Origin of the sequence: Nonomuraea sp. NPDC052116 (genome assembly GCF_040680035.1) — a bacterium.
Lineage (GTDB): Bacteria > Actinomycetota > Actinomycetes > Streptosporangiales > Streptosporangiaceae > Nonomuraea > Nonomuraea angiospora_A.
Genome location: NZ_JBFAWA010000049.1, coordinates 13,517 through 37,168, shown reverse-complemented (window position 1 = coordinate 37,168; position 23,652 = coordinate 13,517). Strand labels below are relative to the sequence as shown.

Below are 23,652 nucleotides of genomic sequence, written 5' to 3'. Positions count from 1 at the left end.
TCATCGATGCCGTCAACCTCATCGCCGAGCGCCTTCGACCGGCTGCGCGCGCTCCTGGCGGGGATCCCCGCACCCGCCGGCGTCACCCCGATCCCCCTCCACCTCGGCGAGGCTCGCCTCGTCACGCCGCCGGTGGACGGCCGGCTCCTGGCTGACGTGGCCGGCTGGACGCGGTATCCCCCGCTCGGCGGCACCCCTGAACTCCGCGCCGCCTACACGGGCTGGCTCGAACGCCGCTTCGGCACCCACGTCGGCGCCGCCGTACGTGAAGGGTCGCTCGCTATCGAGCCGTCCCCCGGCACGAAGCAGGCCGTCGCGGCCGCCCTCGCCCTCGCCGTCTCCGCCGACGTCCGCTCTCCCGCTCCGGCGGTCGTCCTGCCCAATCCGTTCTATCCCACGTACCACGCGGCGGTGTCGGCGGCCGGCGGCCGGGCGATCTTCTACGGCCACGCGTCGGAGGTCGCCGCCGCCGTGGCCGCTCGGCGGGACGTCGCCGCGGTCGTCGTCTGCTCACCGGGCAACCCGCGCGGCGAGACGCACACCCCCGGCACGGTACGCGCGATCAGCGCGGCGACACGGGCGGCCGGTGCGCTGCTCGTCGTCGACGAGTGCTACATCGACCTCGTCCACGGCGCGTCCGCGGGCGGCGGATTCCTGACGTCCGGCCTGGCGAGCGAAGCGGGCCGCTTCCTGGTGCTCCACAGCCTGTCCAAGCGGTCCGGGATGCCCGGCCTGCGGTCCGGGTTCGTGATCGGGGATCCGGGGAGCGTGGCGGCGTACGCGAACCACAACCGCACCTGCGGGGTCTCGCTCGCGGCCCCGGTGTGCGCGGTGGCGGCGGGGTTGTGGGCGGATGACGCGCACGTCGCGCGCCTGCGGTCGGCCGTGCGCGCGAACTGGGACGTCGCGGACGAACTGTTCGGCGATCTCGCCGGTTATCGGCGGGCCGAGGCGGGATTCTTCCTCTGGTTCCCCGTACCGGACGACGAGGAGGCGGCGCGCCTGCTGTGGCGGGCGGAAGCGGTGACGGCGATGCCGGGGCGCTACCTCGGCGCGGCCACCGACGGCGGGGCCAACCCCGGCGCGGGTCACCTGCGCATCGCGCTCGTCCACGCGCCGGACCGCACCCGCGAGGCGCTGACCCGCGTACGGCGGTCGCTCACGGAGCTGAGACCCACTACTACTGCAGGGGAGCTGACCAGATGAGCGGCGGTCTCATCGGGTGGATCGACCTCGAACGCGACCTCATGGAACGGGCGGACGTCGTGCGCGCCATGACGGACACGATGAACGATCGCGGGCCTGACGGAGGCGCGGTCCACCTCACCAGGCACGCGGCGCTGGGCCATCGCCGCCGCACGGCCCCGGGCACCGGCGAAGGCCGTCAACCGGCGCTGTTCGCGACGCGCCGCGGCCCCTCGCCGGACGACGGGACCGTCGTGCTCGTGTACGACGGCGCGATCTACAACCTGGCCGCTCTCCGCCGGTCCCTCGGCCTGTCCCCCGTGGCCACCGACACCGACGTGCTGCTCCACGCCTACCTGACGCACGGCGCGGACTTCGTCGGCCGTCTCGTCGGCGCGTTCGCGATCGCGATCTGGGACGGGCGGGACCGGCGGTTGCTGCTGGCGCGGGACCACATGGGGCTGAAGCCGCTCTACTACCACCCTTATCCGGGCGGGATCCTGTTCGCCTCCCTGCCGAGCGGGATCATGGCGAATCCGCTGTTCACCCCGGTTCTCGACCGGTCGCTGATGACGATCGCGCTGCAGCCGCGCCTCACGCTCGCCGGTGAGACGCCGCTCGTCGGCGTGCATGAGGTCAAACCTGCGCATGTCATTACGTACGCACCCGACCACGGGCCGGTTTCGCGCGCGTACTGGCGGCTGACGAGCGAGCCGCACGACCACACGCCCGCCGAGACCGCCGAACGCGTGCGGGAGCTGCTCCATGACGCCGTGGCGGGCCAGTTGCCCGCGTCGGGGCCGTGCGGCGCGATGCTGTCCGGCGGCGTGGACTCGACCTCGGTGGCGGCGCTGGCGGCGCGGCTGCTGCCGCACGCGCTCGACACGTACTGCGTCGAGTTCGACAGCGACAAGGCGCACTTTGCGCCGACCGAGCTGCGCCCGGACGTGGACGCACCCTACGCCGCGGCGGCGGCCGAGTACATGGGGAGCAGGCACACCACGCTCACGGCGACGATGCCGGACCTGCTCGCCGCGATCCCGGCGACGCGCCGCGCGCGCGACCTGCCCGGGTGGGGGCAGTTCGACGCGTCGATGTATCTGCTGTTCCGGCGGATGCGGCAGGACACGACGGTGGCGCTGTCCGGCGAGGCGGCGGACGAGTTCTTCGGCGGGTATCCGTACCTCTTCAAGGCCGAACTGATCCGGCGCGACACCTTCCCGTGGCTCGGGGACGGACCGAAACTCGCCGACTTCCTCGTGCCGGAGCTCGCGCGGGACGGCGACGAGAAGGCGCGCTACGCGCAACTCCTCGGCGAGGTGCCGCGCCTGCCGGGTGAGGCAGGGCTGGACGCGCGGATGCGGGAGGTGCTGTATCTCGGGATGGCGGGGCCGCTCGCCGTCGTGCTCGACCGCAAGGAGCGGATGAGCGCGGCGCAGGGGCTTCACATGCGGCTGCCGTTCTGCGACCACCGCCTCGTCCAGTACGTCTGGAACATCCCCTGGTCGGTGAAGTGCGCGGGCGGGTTGAAGAGCCTGCTCAAGGACGCGATGGCCGACATCCTCCCGCCGCCGACGCTGGCCCGGGAGAAGAGCGCGTACCCGCACGTCCAGAACCCGGCTCACGATCAGGCTCTGGTACGCGAGGCGACGTGGATCGTGAACGCGAGCGAGTCGCCGCTGCGCGCCATGTTCGACGCGCCGCGCCTCAACGACCTGCTGAAACAGATCGGCGCCGACGAGCTGCGCGCGCAGCTGCCGGGCGGGGCGAGCGCCGCGCAGCTGCTGGTGCAGCTCGTCGAGCTGAACGCGTGGGTGCGTGAGTATCGGGTGTCCCTGTCCTGAGGGCCCATACGGTCACCCGCCAGAGCGCCTCGAAGAGGACACCGGAGCTCATCTTGCTCGCCCCGCTCGTACGGTCGACGAAGGTGATCGGCACCTCCGCCACCGTGCATCCGTGACGTACGGCTCGCAGCGTGAGGTCCACCTGGAAGCAGTAACCCCGCGACTCCACGCTTCCGAGGAGGATCTTCTCGAGTGCGGCGGCCCGGTAGACGCGGAACCCGCCGGTGGCGTCGGCGACGGGAAGCCGGAGCGCCAGCCGTACGTAACGGTTCGCGAGCCGTGAGAGGAGCTCCCGTCTGCGCGGCCAGTTCGCCACGCGGCCGCCGGCCACCCAGCGGGAGCCGATGACGAGGTCGGCCCGCTCGGCCGCGTCCAGCAGGGCGGGCAGCCGCTCGGGAGGGTGCGAGCCGTCGGCGTCGATCTCCACCAGCGCGTCGAAGCCCCGGTCGAGTCCCCAGCGGAAGCCCGCCAGGTACGCGGCGCCCAGCCCTTCCTTGCGTTCCCGGTGCAGGACGTGCACGCCGTCGAGCTCGGCCGCGAGCCCGTCCGCGATCAGGCCCGTCCCGTCGGGGCTGTTGTCGTCGACGACGAGAATGTGGGCGGCGGGTACGGCGGCGCGGATCCTGCCGACGATGCCGGGCAGGGTGTCCCGTTCGTTGTAGGTCGGTGTGATGACCAGGACGGTGTTCATGATCGCTCCTCAACTCGCGTGCCGGAAGTCGGGCCAGGCGGTCTTCCACGAGGTCCGCGGTCCTGAGCAGACCGTGACGGGCAGGCCCTGCTCCTCGTTCGCGACTCCGGTGCCGTGGTCGATGGCCCCGGCGGATTCGCAGCGGGTGAAGCGCGGCCGCAGGCGCTCCGGCGGCAACCCCACGGCGACCACCGTTCGCGCCGTTTCCGGCGGTGGGCCTTGGAACCACAGCTCGTTGTGGCCGCTGTAGACGGGAATGTCCGGCGCGAACCGGTCCAGCGCGCCGGCCTCGCCGTAGTTCGCGGTGAGCACGACCGTTCCGGACGGCAGCGTTCGGTACACCCCGGCCACCTGGGCGGCGAAGCGCGGCCAGCCCACCGACTCCCTGGACACCTCGTTCGGCGAGGCGCCGAGCGCCGACAGCGGGAGCAGCGGCAGCGCCACGGCGATCCCGATGACCGAGGTGCCGAGCAGCCCCCACCACACCAGCCGACGCCGGGCGGCCCGGCTCTCCGTCCACGCGGCGGCGGGCACGCAGCCGGCCACGAACGCGAAGATCAGGCTCCCGGCGACATAGTCCGCCCGCCCTCCTGACGCCCAGCCGAGCAGGATCGTCACCAGGGACGCGATGGCCAGCGGCCGGGTCTCCGGCCGCCCGCGCAGCCAGAGCCACCCGGCGACGGCGATCGCGAAGGCTCCCATGCTGAGCAGCACCACCAGCATGGGCACGAACATGATCCGGTTCACGGATTCGCTGAGCGTGGCGGCCATGGTGAGCTGGGGCCAGCCGTTGGTGGCCTGGTAGAGCAGGTTCGGAGCGGCGATGAGCGCGGCCAGGAGCGCCCCGGACCAGAACCACCTGTCGCCGAAGACGGCACGCGGCCCCTTCACCGCCATGCCGACCGTGATGAGCAGCCCGGTGGCCAGTCCCGTGATCAGCAGGACGATGAGGTGCTTGTTGAACGTGGCGGCGCCCGCGACGGCGCCGGCCGCCAGCCACCATCGCCCGTCGCCGCGCAGCAGGGCCCGCAGCACGCACAGGATGCAGGCCGTCCAGAACACGAAGTCGGCCGACTGGGTCAGCAGGGTGTGCCCGACGAGCAGGGGGAACATCCCGGTGCCGAGGCCGGCGGCGGCGAGCGTCTGCGCGTTCGCGCGGCCGCCGAGCTCCCGCGTGATCGCGGCGCCGAGGAGGATCAGCAGTCCCGCGCACAGCGCGGGGACGACCCGCAGGCCGACGATGGTGTCCCCGAACAGTCCCGTGGACAGCCGCGCGAGGAGCGGGGTCAGCGGAGGCTGGTCGAAGTACCCCCAGGCGGGAGTCTGGCCGAGCACGCGGAAGTAGAGCTCGTCGCGGTGGTAGCCGTACCACGGGCTCAGCATCAGCAAGGTGACCACGACGACGCCCGCGATGGGACCGATGGTCCGCCAGGCGATCGCCGGGAGCGAGGGAGCGGTGTCCCGGAGACGGGGGGCTTGAAGAAGCATGCCTCCACGGTTTCCGATGGCCCGCTGTCTGTCGTCTGGCCGGGAACAGAACCCGGAGTCAGACCCCAGGCATAGGCGGCGGCTCCCCGGGGCGGACCACGCCGTGGTCGAACGCGAAGACGACCGCCGCGGCCCGGTCGCGCACCCCCAGCTTCGTGAAGATCCGGCCGACGTGGGTCTTGATCGTGCCCTCGCCGATCACGAGCCGGTGGGCGATCTCCGCGTTCGTGAGCCCCCGGCCGATGAGCCTGAGCACGTCGAGCTCGCGGGCGGTGAGGTCGCCGAGCCGCCGGACCGCGTCGGGGTCGGTCACCGGATCCGCGCGGTAGCGCAGCAGGACCCGCCCGCAGACGGCGGGATCCAGCCAGCCGTCGCCCGCCGCCACCGCCCGTACGGCCCGCTGAATGTCCTCGGCCGGAGCGTCCTTGAGGCAGAACCCTGACGCGCCGGCCCGCAGCGCCGCCGCCAGAATGTTGTCCTCGCCGAACGTGGTCAGCACCAGGATGCGGGACGCCGGATCCGCGGCCAGCAGCGCGCGGGTGGCCTCGACCCCGTCCATGCGCGGCATGCGAATGTCCATGACCACGGCGTCGGGCCGCACGCGCGCGACCTCCGCCAGCGCGGCCTGGCCGTCGGCCGCCTCGCCGACCACGTCGAACCCGTACGGCTGGCGCAGGATCGTCCGCAGCCCTGCCCTGGCGAGCTCCTGGTCGTCGACGAGCACCACCGAGATCATGCGGGCAGCTCCGTCCGTACGACCCACCGGTCGTTCTCGACACCGGCGGTGACGTGGCCGCCGACCATGCGCACCCTGTCGGCCATCGCGCGAAGTCCCATGCCGCCATTGTGCCGAGGTGGGCTGCCGGGCAGGGAATTGGTGACCGTGGCCCGTACGGCGCCTTCCTCCGATATGCGCAGCCGTACCTCGACGGAACTCCGCGGCGCGTGGCGGCTCGCGTTGGCCAGTGCCTCCTGCATCAGCCGGTAGAGCACCATCCCGGTCGTCGGGCTCACCGCCGTCAGCTCGCCGTCGACGCTCGACTCGAGTTCCAGGCCCGCCGTCCGGTATTCCTCGAAGAGCTCGGGAAGCCGGGGCGCGGTGGGCTGGGGGGCGACCACGGCCGGGTCGGAGCCTTCTTCGGCGAGAACGCGGACCACCTTTCGCAGCTCCGCCATGCTCTGCCGGGCGAGGCGCTCGGCCTCGGCGATCCCCGCCGCCGCTTCCCCGGGATCGTGCTCGAGCGCCAGCCGCGCACCCCCCAGATGCAGCACCGTCACGGCGAGCGTGTGCGCGACGATGTCGTGCAGATCGGCCGCGAGCCGCTGCCGCTCGGCCAGGGCGGCGGCAGCGGCGGCGGTGCTCTCCGCGCGGTGCAGCCGCTCGCCGACCTCGATGCGGTAACGCGCGGCCCAGCCGCTCCAGAAGACGAGCGTCACGGCGGCCAGCCAGTTGGGCCACCCGGGGTCCGGCGTGGTGAACGCCGCCGCGACCACCACGGCAAGCGAGGCGAGCCACATGACGACGCCCGGCCAGAGCCGCAGGTTCAGCGCGACGAACGCGATGTAGATCACCAGGACGAACCAGCCGATGCTGTTGACCGCGAGCCCCGTGAGCGCCGCTATGGCCGCGGGGGCCAGGAGACCGGCCACCTCGGCGAGCCGGCCCGGCGCCGTACGCACGATGACGAGACAGAGAACGATGAAGGCGCCCCCTCCGGCGAACGGCCACCCGCAGCCGCAGCCACGCGTGATCGTCTGCGCCCACGACAGCCCGACCAGCAGCATCAGCAGCCCGAGGCCGGCCGGTAACAGCCAGCGGGGAGTCACCACCACCCGCCCATCGTAGGAACCGCCGGGTTCCGTACGCATCCACCCGGAGTGGTACCCGCCATCTGCCCACGGTCAGAGGACAGAGCCCCCTGGCGAGCACAATGCTTCGGCCTGTGGCGTCCCCCACGCCTGCGGTCACCGTCGGCGCCCTTGTCAAAGGCGTTCGAGTTCTTCGGCGCGGCGCAGGTCCTTGGGGCGTCCCAGGGCTCGGCGCATCAGGATGAGGTCGTCCCGGCGCAGGTAGCGCACCCGCAGACCGTCCGTGTCGACGGCGGTCAGCGCCCGGTCGAGCAGAGGGCGTACCGGCAGTGTTCCCCACGGCAGGTCGGGCGTGCAGCAGTCGCCGCTCACCTGCGGGGAGTCGAACTGCACCTTGGGACGCAGCAACGCCTGCGGCCTGGGCGGGACGGGGCGCTGTTCGTCGTCCAGCAGCGTGCAGCCGGCGGCGGCGAAGGCGTGTGCCAGGGTGTCGGCCTGCTCCGGTGCTCCGTCCCACAGCAGGTCGAGGTCCCCGGTCAGCTCCGTTGAGCCGTGCAGGATCCCGGCGACCTGGCCGATCACCACGGCCCGTGCTCCGGCCGCGTCCAGAGCCCGCAGCAGCGGGAAGGGGTCGAAGCGCTGCGCGCTGTCGGTCGCGAGGCTGCCGGCGACGGGATCGGCGTCATCGTGGGTGCGGCCGGTGGCGGGGCGGCTGCGGGTCAGGGCCCTGGTGCGGTCGACGGCCTCGTGCAGCAGCTCCAGTGGTCCAGGGTTCACCGCTTCATCCAACACCACCCGTACGATCGTGATCAATCTCGGCGCCGACGGCCGTGAGGTACGGACTCCCCGCCCAACCGCGATTGACCCCACGCGACCGCGCACGCCACGACCGGTCACCGTCAGGCAGCGCGGCTCGGGCGCCCACCGGGACCGCCTCCTGCCCGCCGCAGAAGCCCATGGGACCGGCGATGCGCCACCTCGAGCACTGCGCCGGGCCCGCCGAACGGCTCTACGGCCATGCCGCCTTCCGGGAGATCGACGAGGTCGCGTTCGCGCTGCCGTTCACCTTCGATCATGAGGACTACGTGCAGATCCTCACCGACCTCGCCACCGAGCTCAGCCGGCGGTCCCGGTGTTAGAGGTCCGGATCACCGTTCCGGTGACCGGCTGTGGGTTGCGGATCAGGTTGAGGATGGGGCAGACCCGCTCGACCTCGGCGTGCAGGTTCGCCAACTCCTCGTCCGAGGCGGGCGAGTCGATCAGCACCTCATAGGTGAAGTTGTGCGGGTACACGGGAATGTCGCCGCCGCCCGGCTGCTGGGCTCTGGGGTCGTATTCGGCCTGTACGTCCACTTCCAGCGCGTCGATGGGCACCGCCAGTTCGGCCGCCTTGATCAGAAAGATGTGCGTGACGCAGCTGCCCAGAACGCCGGCCTGCAGCTCGGGCGAGGTAGGGCCGAGGTCGTAGCCGGCGAAGTCGGACCCGCTGTCGCTGATGATCTGGAAGTCCCTGATCCTGATGCGCCGGATCCCGCTGCGGCCTTCGGCGGTGACGTGGGCATGCAGCGGGACCGGCCCGGCGGCGGGTGCCTTCCGGCGGGCCAGCAGGGCGGTGCGTTTGTGTGACAGATACTCGCGTAGGGTGCTCATGGTCTTTCTCGTCTGATCAGCGCTGGTCACGGGGCCGAGCGGGGTCGAGCAGGTGTCGAGCGGGGTGTCGATGACGGCGCGCGGCGCCGGTTCGGTCCTGGTGGGAGGTCGAGCCGGACACCGCCGGATGGACCTGCTCGCGCGTCATCGGCCGCGCCCGTGCGGGGAGTCCCAGGTGGCGGGCAGCCCCTCGATCGTCTCCCTGAAGGCCGGCCGCTGGTAGAGGTCGCGGGCGTACGGCCACAGGTGCTCGAAGTCGGTCAGCGTCCGCTCGCTGATGAGGTCGCCGCGGTTGTACTCGGCGTCGAACCTGGCCAGCGTCACCCACAGCCGCACGTCCGCCTCGGTGATCGTGTCGCCGACCAGGAACCGCTGCCCGGACAGGCGCTCGTCCAGCCGTTCCAGGGCCGCGACGACGCGGTGGCGCTCGCTTTCGCGGTCTTCCTCGGTGGCGGCGCGGGCCACCCGGGAGACGCCGGCGTTGATGTCGTAGTAGATCCAGCCGTTGAGTTTGTTGATCTCCGGTCGGAGCGAGTCCGGGTAGAGGTCGACGGAGGTGTCGGCCCACTGCTCGAACTGGGTGGCCAGGTCGATGGTGATGTCGGGGAAGTTGTTGCCGACGACCCGGCCCGTCCGCCGGTCCCAGAGCACGGGGACCGAGATGTGGCCGCCGTACGCGTGCTCGGTGGCCTCGTAGGCCTGCTCCAGCAGGGTGAAGCCGTTGACCGGGTCGGGGCCGCGACGCTCCCTGAACGCCCAGCCGCGGCCGTCGCGCTCGTCGTCGACGTACGACAGCGAGACCACGTCCTCCAGACCCTTGAGCTTGCGGACGATGGCGGCGCGCTGGGCGTACGGGCAGACCCAGGCGACGTAGAGGTGGTAGCGACCGGGCTCGGCGCGGAATCCGCTGGAGCCGTCGGCCGTGACGCGGCCCTGGAAGGGGTAGATCGGGCGGTTCCAGTCAGGCGAGAGGTGCAGACGGCCGGGGCCGTAATGACCGTACGCGGCGTGGTCGACGGGACTTGCGTAGACCGGCGTCTGGGTGATGGACACGGGCTCTCCGGGTTTCAAGAGTTATTTCCTACTCGGCTTATAGGGTAATCGATATCCCATACTTCTGGTAGGAAAATGGGGTTACTTTGACGAGCGCCAGGAGGAACACGGTGTCCCTGCCTGATTTCCTGATCGCCGGTGTGCCCAAAGCAGGGACGGCGGCCCGCTGCGGCAGCACCCGGAGCTCTACCTGTCCACCGTCAAGGAGCCGAAGTTCTTCCTGACCGACGGCCGGCCGCCCGCCAGAGGCGGTCCCGCCGCCCTGACCGAGCCGGTCGAGGCCCTGCTCCAGCGCCGCGGCCCGGTGCGCTCCTCGTAGTTCTCCGCCGCACTCACCCGCCCGTCGTAGAACGCCACCACGCGGTCGCCGTCGAAGCGCACCGCGCCGATCCGGACGCCGCGCGCGTCCCACAGCCCGGGCCGGCCGCTCAGCGCCGTGCCGTGCCAGGTCCACTCCAGGCCGTCGGCGCTGGTGGCGTAGTCCGTGACCATCTGGTCGGCCTCGTCCGGGTCGGCGAGCGGGTGGCAGGAGGCCCACAGGTGCCAGACGCCGTCGCGCCGTACGATCACCGTGTCCTTCACACCGGTCTTCGGATCGCCCGGCAGGACGGTGACCCGCGAGCGCGCGTCGAACGCCGCCGGGTCGGCCGCCTCGAGCACCGCGACCGGCGGCTCGACCGCGACCACGGCGCGATCGGGGTCGGGGAGCAGGGCGTTCTCGTCGATCGACATGTCCGCGGCACCAGCGACGGCTCGGGGCTGGGCACGGACGATGACCTTCCTCTGAACGCCGCCGTCACGCCTCGGCGGCGTCAGTGAACGCCGGCCGGCGCCACCAGGGCCGCCGCGGCGCGGAGGGCTGCTCCTCGAGCTCGGCCTCGTCGTCCGGGAGGTCGTACCAGTGCGTATCCCCCGTGAGGTCCGTGCGGACGGCCACGTCGCGGTCCTCGTTCATGCCGGTAATGTACGATCACACGTCGCGGATAGTCAACTTTCCCTACTCGCTTTACAGGAATCCACGCAGATCCTTGACGAAGGCGAGCGGGCCCTGCGCAGGGCGGTCGGCGACGTCGAACTGCGGGTCATAGCCACTGGCCAGGTAGAGGCGCACGGCCTCGGGCTGGCGCGGCCCGGTGGTCAGGTAGATCCGGCCGTACCCGCGGCGCAGCGCTTCCCGCTCCAGCTCGCGTACGACGAGGCGGCCGAGCCCTTCGCGGCGGTGGCGCGGGTGCGTCCACACGCGCTTGACCTCGGCGGTCGCCGCGTCGTAGCGGCGGAACGCGCCGCCGGCCACGGTCTCGCCGCCGGACACCACGATCAGGAACGCCCCGTACGGCGGCGCGAACTCGGACTCCGGATACCTCGCCAGCTCGTCGTTGGGCCCGTACCGGGAGGTGTACTCCAGCTGCAGCCCGGCCAGCAGCGGCGCGGCGGCCGGGTCCGACATGGGGACGAGCCGCACCTCCGCGGTGAGCTCGCTCATGACTCCTGCCGAGGCAGGCCGGGCGGGTTGATCTGCGACTCGGGGATCGCCTCGTTGCCCAGACCCCACCGGTCGAGCACCTCCTTGTACTTACCGTTCTCGATCACGGTGTTGAGCGCCTCGTTGAGCGGCTTGACCAGGCCGTTGTCCTTCTTCGTCATGACCGCGATGAGTCCTTGCAGGCCCGGCCCCGCGCCGGAGAAGGTGCCGACGATCCTGGAATCCCCGCTGACGGCGATGTTGTAGGCGATGGTCGGGTTCGGGCCGAAGTACGCCTGGACGCGGCCGGACTTGAGCCCCAGGAGCACGTCGCCGTACTTCTCGTAGTAGAGGATCTCGACCGGTTTCAGCCCGGCGGCCCTGTTCTGCTTGTCCCAGTCGAGCAGGATCTTCTCCTGGTTCGTGCCAGACCCGACCGAAACGCGCAGCCCGGCGATGTCGGCGGGCTTGGCGATCTGTTTGATCGGGCTGTTGCCGGGGACCTGCCAGCCGAGCTGGTCGACCCGGTACGTCGCGAAGTCGAAGGTGTCCTTGCGCTCCTCGGTGACCGTGACGTTGTTGAAGACCACCTCGTCCTTGCCGGACCTGGCGGCGAGGAAGAGGTTCTCCCACGAGCTGATCCGCTCGGCGCCGCAGGCGGCGGTCAGGAGGAGGAGCGCGGGCACGGCGAGGGCCCGCGCGAGCGAAGCGCGCATGTCATGGTGTCCTTCGGGATCAGAGAACCTTGCCGAGGAAGGTGCGGGTACGTTCGTGGGCGGGGGCGTCCAGGAGCTGTGCGGGCGGTCCGAGCTCGACGATGCGGCCGGCGTCCATGAAGGCCACGATGTCGGCCACCTCCCGGGCGAACCCGATCTCGTGAGTGACCACGATCATCGTGGTGCCGCCGCGGGCGAGGTCCTTGATGACGTCCAGCACCTCGCCCACCAGTTCGGGGTCCAGCGCCGAGGTCGGCTCGTCGAACAGCAGCAGCTTGGGCTCCAGAGCGAGCGCCCTGGCGATGGCGACCCGCTGCTGCTGCCCGCCCGACAGCGTGCGCGGGTAGGCGTCGGCCTTGTCCGCCAACCCCACCCGTACCAGCAGCCGCTCGGCCAGCGGCGCCACCTCGGCCCGCGGCCGGCCCTGGGCCGACAGCGGCGCCTCCATGAGGTTCTGCCTGACGGTGAGGTGCGGGAACAGGTTGAACGACTGGAAGACGAACCCGATCTGGGTGCGCTGCCGCAGCACCTCGCGTTCCGGCAGCTCGTACAGGCGGGTGCCGGCCTGCCGGTAGCCGAGCAGCTGGCCGTCGACGCGGACCGAGCCACGGTCCACCTTCTCCAGGTGGTTGATCGTCCGCAGGAGCGTGGACTTCCCCGACCCCGAGGGACCCAGGATCACCAGCACCTGCCCCTGGCGGACGTCCAGGTCCACTCCGCGCAGCACGTGCAGGGCGCCGAAGCTCTTGTGCACGCCGCGTAACCTCACCATGGCGCTCATCCGCGCCCCCTGCCGTAATGCCGCTCCACGTAGTACTGCACGATCGACAGGGCGGTGGTCAGGATGAGGTACCAGATGGCCGCGACCAGCAGCAGCGCCATGACCCTGCCGTTGCGGTTGTAGATCACCTGCACCTGGTAGAACAGCTCCGGCAGCGCCATGACGTAGACGACCGAGGTGCCCTTGACCAGGCCGATGATCTCGTTGCCCGCGGTGGGCACGATGGTCCGCATGGCCTGCGGCAGGATGATCCTGAAGAGCCGCCGCGCCGGCGGCAGCCCCAGGGCGGCCGCCGCCTCCCGCTGCCCGTGGTCCACCGACAGCAGGCCGCCGCGGACGATCTCGGCGGCGTACGCGGCCTGGTGCAGCGCCAGCCCGAGCGCCGCCGCGGTCAGCGGCCCGATCAGGTCCATCGTGCCGAAGTCGAAGAACGCCGGCCCGAACGGCACCCCCACCGACAGCCTGGGGTAGAGCAGCGCGAGGTTGTACCAGAACAGCAGTTGCAGGATGAGCGGCACCGACCGGAACAGCCACACGTATGCCCAGGCCACCGACGACAGCAGCCGGTTGGGCGAGAGCCGCATCAGCGCCAGCAGCGTGCCCAGCACGAACCCGAGCACGATGCCCAGCGCGGTCAGCTCCAGCGTGAGCAGCACGGAGCGCACCACCGACGGCGCGAACAGGTACTGCCCGACGATGGGCCACTCCCACGCGGGGTTGGTGATCAGGGCGCTGGCGACCATGGCGAGGACGACGAGTACGCCTGCCGCGGCCAGCCACCGCAGCGGGTGCCGGGCCGTGACCACCTCCAGGGGCCGCTCCGCGTCCTGGCGCGAGACCTCCTGCACCTCGGGCAACGTCACGAGCCGCCTCCACTTCTGGTTGACGGATGGGATCTTGTGATCAGCGACACTGCGCGCCGGCGACGTGGCCGTGGTCCACGCGCGGGCGCCGGGTCAGGTTCGCGGCCTGGCTCATGCCCACGAAGCTACGAGCCGGATCACCCAAAGTCAACATTTCCTACTTGATATACATAGTTATCCGCCGCCCCACACTGCGGGCGAGGCCATGCTGGAAACCCCCCACCGGCGCAGTGAGGTCGGCGAGCGGCAACGCCACCCACGGATACGGTCGCGACAGCCAACCGGCTCGTCGAGATGCCCTGCAGCGTTGGCCATTCGGACGTCTTGACATTTCAGTCGCCTGGTGTTTCTGCATAATACAAATGGGCGTAAGTTGCGCACCTCGGACTCAAGTTATTTGATCTTATGATTTCCGGGTACTTTCGCTCTATCTTAGGTACGCGAACGTGACCCACCAGGAGGACGTCATGGACGTACGCGTATCGATCGAAGATGAAGAAGATTCACGCCACCTGGAGTCGTTGCGCCACTGGATCGGAAGCACGGCCGAGCTGAAAGGCCGCGTCAATGACGTGACGGCCCCGCCGCCTCCCGGCACCTTGGGGCCGTTTCTGGAAAGCATTGTCGTCGCTCTTAGTTCTGGCGCGGCGGGCACCGCATTCGCTTCGGCTCTGCTGTCCTGGGTGCGGCAACAAAGCGGTGCGGTCAAGGTCCGAGTAGACCTGCCCGACGGTCGTCAAATCCAGGTCGACGCGACTCAGGTCAAAGCACTTTCGCCCGCGGAATTGCGGCAGCAAGTGGAGTCGGTCCTCCGTGAACTCCGCGAAGCGGAGGAGAAACACGACCAGGGGCGGACGACGGATGAGTGACCTGTCGGGTGAGGGTGTGCGTGTCCTGCTGATCGGCACCGCCGACCACAGCGACTCTCAACTGCCGGCGGTGCCCGCCGTCGAACGGACCATCACCGCACTACGGGACCGCCTGGTGAACAGGTGTGGTGTGCCGGACGGGCATATTCGCCTGCTGCTGAATCCGCCCAATGCCTTGGCCATCGGATCCGCGGTGACCGAAGAGGCGAAAAAGGCGAAGACCATACTGCTGGTCTACTACATCGGCCACGGGCTCTGGAGCTCGGAGGGACAGCTCTACCTGGCAGCGTCTTCCACCAGCACGCTCACACCTGGCCTCGCGGAACTCCAGGCCTACTCGACATCGATGTTGCGACAGGCCATCGCCGGCTCGCCGACCGCCTCGACCGTGGTCGTCCTGGACTGCTGCTTCTCCGGACGCACGGACCTGGGGTCCTGGGCACCGGAATCAGTCTTTCAGCCGTCCCCGACCCATGGGTTGTACCTCCTCGGTTCCGCCGAACAACTCGCGCTGGCGCCGGAAGACCAGGAATACACCACGTTCACCGGTGATCTGATCTCGCTGCTGGACAACGGCGATCCCCTCGCCGGTAATTTCCTGACCCTTGACGACGCCTACCATTTCATCCTCCGCAGAATGTGGGAGAGAAGCGGCCCGCTGCCTCACCGGCAGGAAGGAGGACGAAGCGGCCATATCATCCTGTCGTCAAATCGATCCGCTTCACAGGAGATCTCTTCAGGGCAGAAGGAGGCCCAGTTACCGGGGCGCAGCCCTTATCTGAGCCTCCAGCCGTTCGGCGAGGAGGACGCGAAGATCTTCCACGGACGCGACGAGCTGACTTCCGCGATTCTCAAGAAGATCGCCGATCGGCTGAGCACCGCCGGGGTCATGCTGCTGGTCGGCGCGTCGGGCAGTGGCAAGAGTTCGCTGCTGCAGGCCGGCCTGCTCGCGAGAATGCGTCGTGGAGATCTCAACGTATCCGGCACCAGCGGCTGGCCGTGCATCAGCATGACCCCGGGATCGTCTCCCGTTCAAGCATTGGCCGCGCGACTGGCCCCCGATGACCCGGCAGCCTTCCATCGGATGTTCTCCGACCCCGACTGCTCCTGCCACCTGGCCACAGATCTGCTCGCCGACCGCCCGGGCGTGCGCCTGATCCTCTTGGTCGACCAACTGGAAGAGATATTCACCCTGTGCGAGGACGAGGGACTGCGCAGCAGGTTCGTTCGCTGCCTGCACGCCATGACCCTTCCCGATCCCCGGACCGGTCGGCCTCCGGCAGTCGTCATCGGCGCACTCCGCGCGGATTTCTACAGCCAGGCGACCCGGCATCCGGAACTGTCCGCAGCCCTTCAGGACAGGCAATTCGTGATCGAGCCGATGAAGCCGCCAGAGCTACGTGCGGCCATCGAGCAACCTGCGACGATGCTGGGCCTGGAACTGGACGAAGGGCTGGCGGATCTGGTCCTGCACGAACTAGGCGCCTTTCGCCCACAAGGTCCTGAACCCGGATCTCTGCCGCTGCTCTCACACTCGCTCTGGGAGACGTGGAAACGGCGGGAGGGCAGACGGCTGACAGTGCGAGGTTACCGGGAGAGCGGAGGCATAGAGCGGGCGATCGAGCGATCAGCTGATGACACCTACCAGGCGCTCACCCCTTCGGCGCAGCTGGCCACGCAGAGCATCATGCTCAGGCTCATCAAAATCAGTGGCGATGTCTCGAACATCGACACCGAGCCGATCGTCACAGCACGACCGGTGAACCAGGGCGACCTCCTACGAGGCCTGGATCCCGAGGCGGCGTTGCAGTCCGTGAAGGCGCTGGACGCGGCCCGATTGATCACTACCGATCGGGAGATCGTCCGCATAAGTCACGAGAGGCTGCTGCAGGCCTGGCCACTCCTTCAGGACCTGGTGAAGGAGAATCGAGAATGGCTGATCCTGCGCGACGAACTCGCCGAGGACGCGAAAGCGTGGATGGTCGACCGTGATCCCTCTCTGCTCTACCGGGGCGGACGGCTCGACGCGGTCAGGGAACGGGTGGCCAAGGCGATCGACCACCACCAGCTCGAATCGAACTCGGAGCGGTTCTTCGAGGCGTCCGTCGCATACGAGCGGCAACGCGGCAGGGTCAGGCGCGGTGCGATAGCGGCGCTGGTCGTACTCACTCTCATCGCTTCGACGGGCGCGTTCGTGGCATGGTCGCAGAGCAGGGCGGCACAGCGCCAGGCACAGGTGGCGACCGCCCGAAGCATGGTCGCCGGCGCAGAGGCGGTCCGGGAGTCGGACCCGCGCCTGGCGCTGCAATTGGGGGTCGCCGCGTACCGGCTGGACCCTAATCGGGCCACGAATGGAAGCCTGTTGCAGACTTTGACGACCTCGCGCTACGCAGGCGCCATTCTCGACTTCAAGGGTCGTGTGGAATCTGTGGCGATGTCACCCAAGGACGCCGTCATGGCCAGCGGCGACGACAATGCCACGCTCAAACTCTGGGATGTCTCCGATCCACACCGTCCGCAATTGATCGGCTCGCCGCTCACCACGTTCAAGGACGTGGTATCCGCACTGGCCTGGCGGCCCGATGGCAAGATGCTGGTCGTCGGAGACCGGGATTCCGTGTCGTTCTGGGACATGTCGACCCGGGACAAGCCAAGGAAGCTGGGCCAGATCCCGGGGCTCGGCAGCAATGTGACCGACATCGTCTGGGCGGCCGACGGGCAGAAACTCGTGGTCGGCAATCCTGCCAATGCCGCGCTCCTGCAGGTCCGGCCCGACGGGGATCTGAAAGTCGCCGCCAACTTCAGATCTCGAGCGGGGAGCCATGACAACCCGCCGCTGGCAATGTCGGCGGACGGCCGCCTGCTGGTGGTCGCGGACGGCAGCTCAGAGAAAATACAATTGTGGGACGTGGCCGACCCGCAAGCCGCACATCGACTCGGGAAACCCATTCCGGCCCCCTCCTCTCTTATCAGCGATCTGGCCTTCTCTCCCGATGGCGACCTCTTGGTGATGGCAACCGAGGACGTCGGCCTGACCATCTGGAACATGACGGATCCGGCGTCACCGCGAAAGGTCAGCGACACGACGTCGGCCACCAACCAGACCGACAAGATCACATCCATGGTATTCACGCCGGACGGCACACGCCTGATTTGCAGCAGCCAGGACGGCACGGTTCAAATATTGCAGTTTCCGGCCGGCGTCAAGCTTTCCGAGCAAAGATTCCTGTCCCCCGATCGAACCGACATTCCACTCACCGGCCACCGCGGGCCGGTCCTCGGAATATCGCTGTCCAAGGACGGATCGCTGCTGGCCACCGCCGGACAGGACGGTTCGGTGATGCTGTGGGACATGTCGGACGCCCGGACTCGCCCTCATCTCCTGGGTGTTCCCTTGCCCGGGCAGCAGAAATTGCCGGGAAGCGCTCTGGGACCGACTTCGGCGACGCTGTCCGCTGGAGGCGACATCCTGGCCGACGGCGCGGAGAACGGTCAGGCCATGCTGTGGGAGGTCGGCGACCCGGGCAAGCCGGTGGCTCTGCCGACGATCAGGTTCTGGACGCCACCGGACAAGAACTCCGAAGGCGGTCCGTACGCTTCGGCCCTCTCGGCGGACGGACGCTTCCTTGCCACGCCGAGCGGCCCAGGCGACTTCGGTGTCAAGATTTGGAAAGCCTCCGGGCGGAGCGGCTTCGTACCACTGCCCACCGCGGTTTCCGGGCACACGGGCACTGTCGTGTCCCTCGCCTGGAGCGGTGACGGGGCCATGCTTGCCAGCGCGGACGTGCGTGGCGCGGTGCGTCTCACCGACATGCGGAGGGTGGAGACTCCTGCCGAGTTGGTGACGATCCACCATGGAGGCGAACTCAGGGATGTCCTGCTGGCCTCGAGCAAGCGGATTCTGGTCAGTGTTGGCGTGGATGACAGCGCCAAGATCTGGGATATCTCCAATCCTCGTTCGCCGCGGCAGGTCGGGACCGTTCCCACCGACCTCATCGGCTCCTTCCGTTCATCGGTCGGCCTCTCGGCTGATGGGCGATTCTTTGTCGTCGGACACACCACCGCTTCGTTCAGCCTGTGGGATATCAGCAGGCCAGAAGCGCCAAGGAAGATCGTCACAGGCCTGACCGGGAAGGTCGGACCCGTTTCCGCGGTGGCCTTTTCGAAGAATGCCGACCTGTTGGCCACGGGAAGTGTGGACGGCAGCATCATCCTGTGGGACATCTCCGATATCGGGCGCGTTCATCGAATAGGGCCGGCCATGGCGACCAACGATCTGCTGGTTGTTTCCCTGGTTTTCCTGCCCGGCGACGGAACTCTTGTCGCGCACACGAACTCCTCGTTCTGGTTGTGGGATGTCTCCATGGTCGGACGGGTGCGCGACAATGTGGCGACGTTGGCGTGCGAGAGGTTGAACGGTGAGGGAATGACGCGCGCGCTGTGGTCCTCCTATGCTCCGGAACTGCCATATCCCAGCAGATGCTGAAGAGCGCGCTGTCACCTCGGGGACGGGGCGGCGCCGCCAGGGCCATGCTCTTCGACCTTGCCCCCGAGTTTCGTGCTCAGTTCCTGCATGAAGGACTTGGACTTGGCCGACAGCGCCCATCGATCGCCGACGAGGTAGAGGCCGCCGTACATCTCGGCGTAGTCAAGCCACGCACGCTGGCCGTCAACCGTGACGAAGTCGAGGAACACGTACGGAATCCCGTCGCTGGTGCATTCCCCTTGTCGGTAGTCCAGTGCCTTGAGGGTGATCTCGGCGGTGCAGCCGATGGTGGCCGCCAGTTGCTCCACGGTGTACGTGCGGGGTGCGTTCCCCCCGGAGGCGGCAGTGCTCCTGGCCGATTTCGGCCCATCGGCCGCCTCGGCCTGTACACCGCATCCGGTGAGCATGAGCGCAGAGGCGATGACCAGCGACAGAACGATGCCCCCGTGATCTCGCCTCCTGGTGGCGCCGGTCAGACGCGCCGCAGCCGCCGGGGCGGCGCCTTGAGCGCGTCGCGGGCGGGAGAAGCCAGCCATGATGTTGCCCTTTCTCGCGCCTGATGTGGTCTTGCCCCTGGCGATGAGGACGGCGTGGCCGGTCGCCCGGCCACGCCTTGCTCCATTCAGGGTCAGCGGCAGCGTCTGCCGCTGTTGATGCAGTCGACGACCCGCCCCATCTGCTGCTCATTCATCAGGTTGATGAAGTCGCTGTGGTCGGTGACCGGCTTGTGCAGTTCCTCGGGAAAGGTGTCGACGGCGAAATTGGGGCCCTGCGGCACGTTGTAGACGAGCCGGTGCTCCAGCGCGGGAATGGGCTGGAAGCCCTGCGGGCAGCTGCCGTCGGCCTGCGGGAAGGTGACATGGGTGCGGTGGTTGGCGCTGTCGACGTTCTGGCCGTCCCAGCAGCTCTGGAAATCGAAGACCCGCACCAGCCTGCTACCTCGCGGGCAGAGCGGGTACTTGTCCGTCAATTGGCGGTTCTCGAAGCCGGTGCAGGTCCACCCGGCGTTGGCTTCGGCTCCACCGACCCGGGCGTTACCGGTGATGATGCGCAGGAACTGCGGAGCCGCCACCACCTTGCCGGTCGGGTTGCCCTTGAAGGTGATCTGCACCGAGACCGGGGTGAGGATTTTGCCGACGTTCAGGTCAAGCCCGCCGCCTCGGCGGTTGGCGTCGAATTCCTCCTGCCCCAGAGCCCTCAGCACGGGCCAGTAGTGCGTGGACTTGTCGCCGTTGCGGCAGGTGGTACTGGCCGCCAGCAGGCTCTCATTGGTGGACTGGTTGTTGGTGGACTCGTTCCCCACGTAGTCGTGCGTGTGCTGCGCGCCGTTGGACACGCCGGGGGCCACGATGACGTTGTCAGAGTTGAAGATGCGCTTCTCGTTGCGTCCGCAGTCCACGCTGAACGTCCCGCTGGAGCCGTCCTGCTGCGTGCGGGGCGTTCTCACATTCGGTTGCACAGAACGGATGTCAACGAAGTCCTCCGGAACGGGTCCCCGGGCCTGGCCTCCGCCGTTTCCGTTGTTCTCGCCATCTCCGCCATCTCCGTTGTTTTGGCCGCCCCCGTTGTTCCCGTTGTTTCCGCCGTTCCCGTTGCCCGGATTGCCGTTCCGAAGCTCACAGGTCGCCAGGGTTCGGAGGCTGGCCGGCGCTTGGGCTCCGGCGCGCTGGAAGGCGATCTGGATCCGTTGAAGGGTCGCCGTCCGCTTGTCCCGCAGCGGCCCGAGAATCGCATTCTGCACGAAATTCGGGCCGCCCTGCCCCGCCGAGCTTGCCAGCCGCCGATTCGCCTCAGCGATCTGGCTCTCCAACTGCTGCAGATTCCGCTCAACTTCCGCCTGCGCGCGAGCGGGGACCTGGCCCAGCCTGTCCGCCACATCAGGACAGGAGATTTGACCAGCGGCACCACCGTTGTCCTGGTCACCATTGCCCTGATCATCGTTGTTCTGGTCGCCGTTGTCCTGGCCACCATTGTCCTGGCCACCGTCGCTCTGGTTACCGTTGTCCTGGCCACCATCACTCTGATCGCCGTTGCTCTGATCGCCGTTGTTGTTCCCAGTCTCATCGTCCTGCACAGTGCAGCCGGCCAAGCCCTGGAGGCCGGTCGGTGCTTGGGCTCCGGCGCGCTGGAAGGCGATCTGGATCCGTTGAAGGGTCGCCGTCCGCTTGTCCCGCAGCGGCCCGAGGATCGCATTCTGCACGAAATTCGGGCCGCCCTGCCCCGCCGAGCTTGCCAGCCGCCGATTCGCCTCAGCGATCTGGCTCTCCAACTGCTGCAGATTCCGCTCAACTTCCGCCTGCGCGCGAGCGGGGACCTGGCCCAGCCTGTCCACGACAGAAGGGCAGGAGATGGCCGGCGCGAAAGCCGTTCCGGACGCCCCGCTTGCCGCCGCATCCGCGGCGCCGGCCGTGAGACCGCTGCTCATGACAGCCAACGCCGTGAGCATACCCGCCGTCCTTCGGCGGACGCGGGAACCATGTCGATGTCTCATAAATCCCTCTCTCCGTCTGTGGATGCGGCCCGGTCAAAAGACTCATCAGGCGGCATCCACAAAGGGGGTCGCGGCCGTCGTCAGAACGAGATACGCGCGCCCGACGCCTCAAGTTCGACATCGCGTAGAAGTTGGTCAGACGTGTATGGCCGCGCTTGCGGCCAGCCCGCATTGGGTGGCAGAGCGATCGGCTCGTGATCACGCCGCTGTCCGGGGCCGCCTGCGAAGTCGGTCGGACGCACTGATGATCGACGTCGAGGTGGGAGCCGTTCGTGATCGCCGACCAGGCGGTTGGACGGTGGCGGCGTAGGCGACCCCGCACATGAGCGGCAGCCCGGCTGCTGGAGACCGCCGACCAATCGCGAAGGCCGACAGACCCGCCCAGCAGGTCAGACGCGCAGCCCGTGCGGCATCCCCCAGGTGGCTATGCGAGGTGCGTCTCCTGATTATCGGCACTCCCCGACGTTCAAAAGGTCACGTCATCCCTTGATGGCGTCGGCGGCCATCCCGGCGACGATCTTGCGGAAGACCTCGGGTTGCATGTCGAGGCGTGCGCATACGGGCAGCGGGCCGCGCGTTCAACGCCGAGAAGGCCTGCGCTGGCCGGATCGCCTTGCACCTGTCGTAGTGCCTGCGTCACGGCGTGGACTGGTCGAGCTCGAGTCTGCCGCAGTTGATGGCGATGATGCGGTGGCTGGTGGGCGAGCCGACGGTTATGGCGGGGTTATGTGGCTGGTCGCATGATCTTGAAGTCACCGGCCCCGTCTCGACCACGAAGGATCGTATGAAGAGTTACATCTTGCTCGCAGCCGTTTCGTCCCTGGTCATCAGCCTGCTTCCAGGAGGCGTCGCCAGTGCCGCCGCTTCCTCGCAGATGATCAGCTGGGCACCGTGCCCCGAGGACACGACCGCCGAATGCGGCACGCTGAAGGTGCCCATCGACTGGGACGCCCCGGGCGGCGCCACCGTCGACTTGGCGGTGGCCCGACGCAAGGCCGCCATCCCGGACGCCCGGGTCGGCTCCTTGGTCGTCAACCCCGGCGGGCCGGGCAGCTCCGGTGTCGACTTCGTGGTGCACGGCAGCGGTTACTTCAGCGCCGAACTTCGCGGCCGCTTCGACATTGTCGGGTTCGACCCGCGCGGGGTGGGACGCAGTCACCCGGTGGTCTGCTCGGCGGCGCTGGTGCGTGAACGTCCACACCCGCTCATCAAGAACCAGACGGACATGGACGCCTGGGTGTCGTTCAACCAGCGGCTGCGGGAGGACTGCCGGGCGCGCACCGGACCGCTGTACGACCGCGTGAGCTCGCTGGACGTCGCGCGTGACGTGGAGGCTCTTCGGGCGGCGCTGGGCGACGACAAGCTCACCTATTACGGCGTCTCGCACGGCACCCTGATCGGCCAGGCATACGCCGAGCGCTTCCCCGGCAAGGTCAGGGCGCTCGCGCTCGACTCGAACTTCGACCATAGCGTGAACACCGCGAGCTACCTGAGCACCACGGCCACCCAAACGGCGGGGGCGTTCGACCAGTTCGTCACCTGGTGTGAGGCAACGGCGTCGTGCGCGCTGAACGGCAAGGACATCCGGGCGTTCTGGAGGAGACTTCTTGAGCGGGCCGACCGCGGGGAGCTTCACGAGCCGGGTCTGCCGGACGTACCCATGGGCGCCTACGAGCTGGTGGACACAGCGTTCGCCGGACTTTACAACCCCAATTGGGCGGAACTCGCCCAGATGCTGGTGGCCATCGACACGGGCGGCCCGTACCCGGCGGCGAGCGTTGAGAAGGACGAGGAGGTGAAGGTCAGTACGCCCGTGTTCTGCCAGGACTTCCACCTGCCGGTCGCCGACTACACGCAGTACGCCTCACTCCTGCGCCGGCAGGCGCCGCGGGCCAGGGACATGAGGTACAGCACGCCCGCGCTGGGCCGGATCGCCGGTTGCCTGGGGCAGCCCACGCCCATTCCCAACCCGCAGCACCGGCTGCGTGTGGACGCCACCTCGCCCATCCTGCTGGCCTCCTCGCTGAACGACCCCGCCACCGGCTACCTGTGGACGCTCAGCACGGCCGAGCAGATCGGTGCCGAGGCCCGCGTGCTCACGTACGAGGGCTCGGGGCACAGCGTGTACGGCCGGAGCGCGTGCACCATGGGCGCGATCGACCGCTACCTGATCTCGCAGTCGGTCCCGGCCAACGGCGTCCGCTGCCCGGAGGCGCGGCCCTCGATCATGCCCCGAAGAGCAGGCTCCGACTGAGCTTTTGCGC

20 protein-coding genes and 1 pseudogene are annotated in these 23,652 nt (G+C 68.9%); 6 read left to right on the top strand and 15 right to left on the bottom strand.

Translation table 11 applies throughout. The annotated features are described in order from the left end of the window. Positions 1-6: 6 nt before the first annotated feature. On the top strand, positions 7-1,206 hold the full coding sequence (locus tag AB0L65_RS55590; protein WP_364264559.1) for an aminotransferase class I/II-fold pyridoxal phosphate-dependent enzyme: 1,200 nt from the start codon (positions 7-9) through the stop codon (positions 1,204-1,206). After that, positions 1,203-2,945: pseudogene (gene asnB / locus AB0L65_RS55585) on the top strand (asparagine synthase (glutamine-hydrolyzing)); the annotation flags it as partial. The gene AB0L65_RS55590 and the pseudogene asnB, both read left to right, overlap by 4 nt. On the opposite strand, the gene AB0L65_RS55580 reads toward asnB, so the two are convergent. The 5 genes from AB0L65_RS55580 to AB0L65_RS55560 all read right to left on the bottom strand — a co-directional run bounded on the left by AB0L65_RS55580 (position 2,893) and on the right by AB0L65_RS55560 (position 7,794). Then, complete coding sequence (locus AB0L65_RS55580; protein ID WP_364264557.1) at positions 2,893-3,720, bottom strand: polyprenol monophosphomannose synthase; 828 nt, start codon at positions 3,718-3,720, stop codon at positions 2,893-2,895. The pseudogene asnB and the gene AB0L65_RS55580 sit on opposite strands and share 53 nt — an antisense overlap. Before the next feature lie 9 nt (positions 3,721-3,729). Further along, positions 3,730-5,208 (bottom strand): glycosyltransferase family 39 protein, encoded by a 1,479-nt coding sequence (locus AB0L65_RS55575; protein WP_364264555.1) that lies wholly within the window; start codon positions 5,206-5,208, stop codon positions 3,730-3,732. Positions 5,209-5,266: 58 nt separating this feature from the next. Next, on the bottom strand, positions 5,267-5,944 hold the full coding sequence (locus AB0L65_RS55570; RefSeq protein ID WP_364264553.1) for a response regulator transcription factor: 678 nt from the start codon (positions 5,942-5,944) through the stop codon (positions 5,267-5,269). Next, on the bottom strand, positions 5,941-7,041 hold the full coding sequence (locus tag AB0L65_RS55565; protein ID WP_364264551.1) for a histidine kinase: 1,101 nt from the start codon (positions 7,039-7,041) through the stop codon (positions 5,941-5,943). The genes AB0L65_RS55570 and AB0L65_RS55565 overlap by 4 nt, the downstream gene beginning before the upstream one ends. A 150-nt stretch (positions 7,042-7,191) precedes the next feature. Next, positions 7,192-7,794 (bottom strand): hypothetical protein, encoded by a 603-nt coding sequence (locus AB0L65_RS55560; protein WP_364264549.1) that lies wholly within the window; start codon positions 7,792-7,794, stop codon positions 7,192-7,194. Between the two features lie 191 nt (positions 7,795-7,985). Here AB0L65_RS55560 and AB0L65_RS55555 point away from each other — a divergent pair, with 191 nt between their 5' ends. Next, the gene (locus AB0L65_RS55555; RefSeq protein WP_364264547.1) at positions 7,986-8,156 is read left to right on the top strand and encodes a hypothetical protein; all 171 of its coding nucleotides are present in this window, start codon (positions 7,986-7,988) and stop codon (positions 8,154-8,156) included. Here AB0L65_RS55555 and AB0L65_RS55550 read toward each other — a convergent pair. From AB0L65_RS55550 to AB0L65_RS55515, 8 genes are all read right to left on the bottom strand, one after another. Continuing rightward, positions 8,134-8,667: an OsmC family protein gene (locus AB0L65_RS55550; protein WP_364264545.1), complete on the bottom strand. Its 534-nt coding sequence runs from the start codon at positions 8,665-8,667 to the stop codon at positions 8,134-8,136. The two genes, AB0L65_RS55555 and AB0L65_RS55550, sit on opposite strands and share 23 nt — an antisense overlap. Positions 8,668-8,811: 144 nt before the next feature. Further along, complete coding sequence (locus AB0L65_RS55545; RefSeq protein ID WP_364264543.1) at positions 8,812-9,720, bottom strand: glutathione S-transferase C-terminal domain-containing protein; 909 nt, start codon at positions 9,718-9,720, stop codon at positions 8,812-8,814. Positions 9,721-9,906: 186 nt separating this feature from the next. Further along, positions 9,907-10,452 (bottom strand): hypothetical protein, encoded by a 546-nt coding sequence (locus AB0L65_RS55540; RefSeq protein ID WP_364264541.1) that lies wholly within the window; start codon positions 10,450-10,452, stop codon positions 9,907-9,909. A gap of 64 nt (positions 10,453-10,516) precedes the next feature. Then, complete coding sequence (locus AB0L65_RS55535) at positions 10,517-10,675, bottom strand: hypothetical protein (RefSeq protein ID WP_364264539.1); 159 nt, start codon at positions 10,673-10,675, stop codon at positions 10,517-10,519. A 51-nt stretch (positions 10,676-10,726) separates the two neighbouring features. Further along, positions 10,727-11,203: a GNAT family N-acetyltransferase gene (locus tag AB0L65_RS55530; protein ID WP_364264537.1), complete on the bottom strand. Its 477-nt coding sequence runs from the start codon at positions 11,201-11,203 to the stop codon at positions 10,727-10,729. Then, positions 11,200-11,898, bottom strand: coding sequence for a transporter substrate-binding domain-containing protein (locus AB0L65_RS55525; protein ID WP_364264535.1), 699 nt, complete (start codon positions 11,896-11,898; stop codon positions 11,200-11,202). Before AB0L65_RS55525 ends, AB0L65_RS55530 begins: the two co-directional genes overlap by 4 nt. Positions 11,899-11,917: 19 nt before the next feature. Then, on the bottom strand, positions 11,918-12,679 hold the full coding sequence (locus AB0L65_RS55520; RefSeq protein ID WP_364264533.1) for an amino acid ABC transporter ATP-binding protein: 762 nt from the start codon (positions 12,677-12,679) through the stop codon (positions 11,918-11,920). Further along, positions 12,676-13,542, bottom strand: coding sequence for an amino acid ABC transporter permease (locus tag AB0L65_RS55515; protein ID WP_364264531.1), 867 nt, complete (start codon positions 13,540-13,542; stop codon positions 12,676-12,678). Before AB0L65_RS55515 ends, AB0L65_RS55520 begins: the two co-directional genes overlap by 4 nt. Before the next feature lie 467 nt (positions 13,543-14,009). Between AB0L65_RS55515 and AB0L65_RS55510 the strand changes: the two genes are divergently transcribed. After that, positions 14,010-14,411, top strand: coding sequence for a hypothetical protein (locus AB0L65_RS55510; RefSeq protein ID WP_364264529.1), 402 nt, complete (start codon positions 14,010-14,012; stop codon positions 14,409-14,411). Further along, positions 14,404-18,897 (top strand): hypothetical protein, encoded by a 4,494-nt coding sequence (locus AB0L65_RS55505; RefSeq protein WP_364264527.1) that lies wholly within the window; start codon positions 14,404-14,406, stop codon positions 18,895-18,897. The genes AB0L65_RS55510 and AB0L65_RS55505 overlap by 8 nt, the downstream gene beginning before the upstream one ends. An 11-nt stretch (positions 18,898-18,908) precedes the next feature. Here the strand turns inward: AB0L65_RS55505 and AB0L65_RS55500 are convergent, their stop codons facing one another. Next, the gene (locus AB0L65_RS55500; RefSeq protein ID WP_364264525.1) at positions 18,909-19,433 is read right to left on the bottom strand and encodes a hypothetical protein; all 525 of its coding nucleotides are present in this window, start codon (positions 19,431-19,433) and stop codon (positions 18,909-18,911) included. Between the two features lie 92 nt (positions 19,434-19,525). Continuing rightward, the gene (locus AB0L65_RS55495; protein ID WP_364264523.1) at positions 19,526-21,343 is read right to left on the bottom strand and encodes a DUF1996 domain-containing protein; all 1,818 of its coding nucleotides are present in this window, start codon (positions 21,341-21,343) and stop codon (positions 19,526-19,528) included. A gap of 829 nt (positions 21,344-22,172) precedes the next feature. Between AB0L65_RS55495 and AB0L65_RS55490 the strand changes: the two genes are divergently transcribed. Beyond that, positions 22,173-23,642 carry an alpha/beta hydrolase gene (locus tag AB0L65_RS55490; RefSeq protein WP_364264521.1) on the top strand — a complete coding sequence of 490 codons (1,470 nt, stop codon included), beginning with the start codon at positions 22,173-22,175 and terminating at the stop codon, positions 23,640-23,642. The last annotated feature ends 10 nt before the right edge of the window (positions 23,643-23,652 follow it).

Coding starts and splice junctions, on each gene's coding strand:
- AB0L65_RS55590 (WP_364264559.1), top strand. CDS start 7: ATGCCGTCAACCTCATCGCCGAGCGCCTTCGACCGGCTGCGCGCGCTC.
- AB0L65_RS55580 (WP_364264557.1), bottom strand. CDS start 3,720: ATGAACACCGTCCTGGTCATCACACCGACCTACAACGAACGGGACACC.
- AB0L65_RS55575 (WP_364264555.1), bottom strand. CDS start 5,208: ATGCTTCTTCAAGCCCCCCGTCTCCGGGACACCGCTCCCTCGCTCCCG.
- AB0L65_RS55570 (WP_364264553.1), bottom strand. CDS start 5,944: ATGATCTCGGTGGTGCTCGTCGACGACCAGGAGCTCGCCAGGGCAGGG.
- AB0L65_RS55555 (WP_364264547.1), top strand. CDS start 7,986: ATGCGCCACCTCGAGCACTGCGCCGGGCCCGCCGAACGGCTCTACGGC.
- AB0L65_RS55550 (WP_364264545.1), bottom strand. CDS start 8,667: ATGAGCACCCTACGCGAGTATCTGTCACACAAACGCACCGCCCTGCTG.
- AB0L65_RS55540 (WP_364264541.1), bottom strand. CDS start 10,452: ATGTCGATCGACGAGAACGCCCTGCTCCCCGACCCCGATCGCGCCGTG.
- AB0L65_RS55535 (WP_364264539.1), bottom strand. CDS start 10,675: ATGAACGAGGACCGCGACGTGGCCGTCCGCACGGACCTCACGGGGGAT.
- AB0L65_RS55530 (WP_364264537.1), bottom strand. CDS start 11,203: ATGAGCGAGCTCACCGCGGAGGTGCGGCTCGTCCCCATGTCGGACCCG.
- AB0L65_RS55525 (WP_364264535.1), bottom strand. CDS start 11,898: ATGCGCGCTTCGCTCGCGCGGGCCCTCGCCGTGCCCGCGCTCCTCCTC.
- AB0L65_RS55520 (WP_364264533.1), bottom strand. CDS start 12,679: ATGAGCGCCATGGTGAGGTTACGCGGCGTGCACAAGAGCTTCGGCGCC.
- AB0L65_RS55510 (WP_364264529.1), top strand. CDS start 14,010: ATGGACGTACGCGTATCGATCGAAGATGAAGAAGATTCACGCCACCTG.
- AB0L65_RS55505 (WP_364264527.1), top strand. CDS start 14,404: ATGAGTGACCTGTCGGGTGAGGGTGTGCGTGTCCTGCTGATCGGCACC.
- AB0L65_RS55500 (WP_364264525.1), bottom strand. CDS start 19,433: ATGGCTGGCTTCTCCCGCCCGCGACGCGCTCAAGGCGCCGCCCCGGCG.
- AB0L65_RS55495 (WP_364264523.1), bottom strand. CDS start 21,343: ATGCTCACGGCGTTGGCTGTCATGAGCAGCGGTCTCACGGCCGGCGCC.
- AB0L65_RS55490 (WP_364264521.1), top strand. CDS start 22,173: ATGAAGAGTTACATCTTGCTCGCAGCCGTTTCGTCCCTGGTCATCAGC.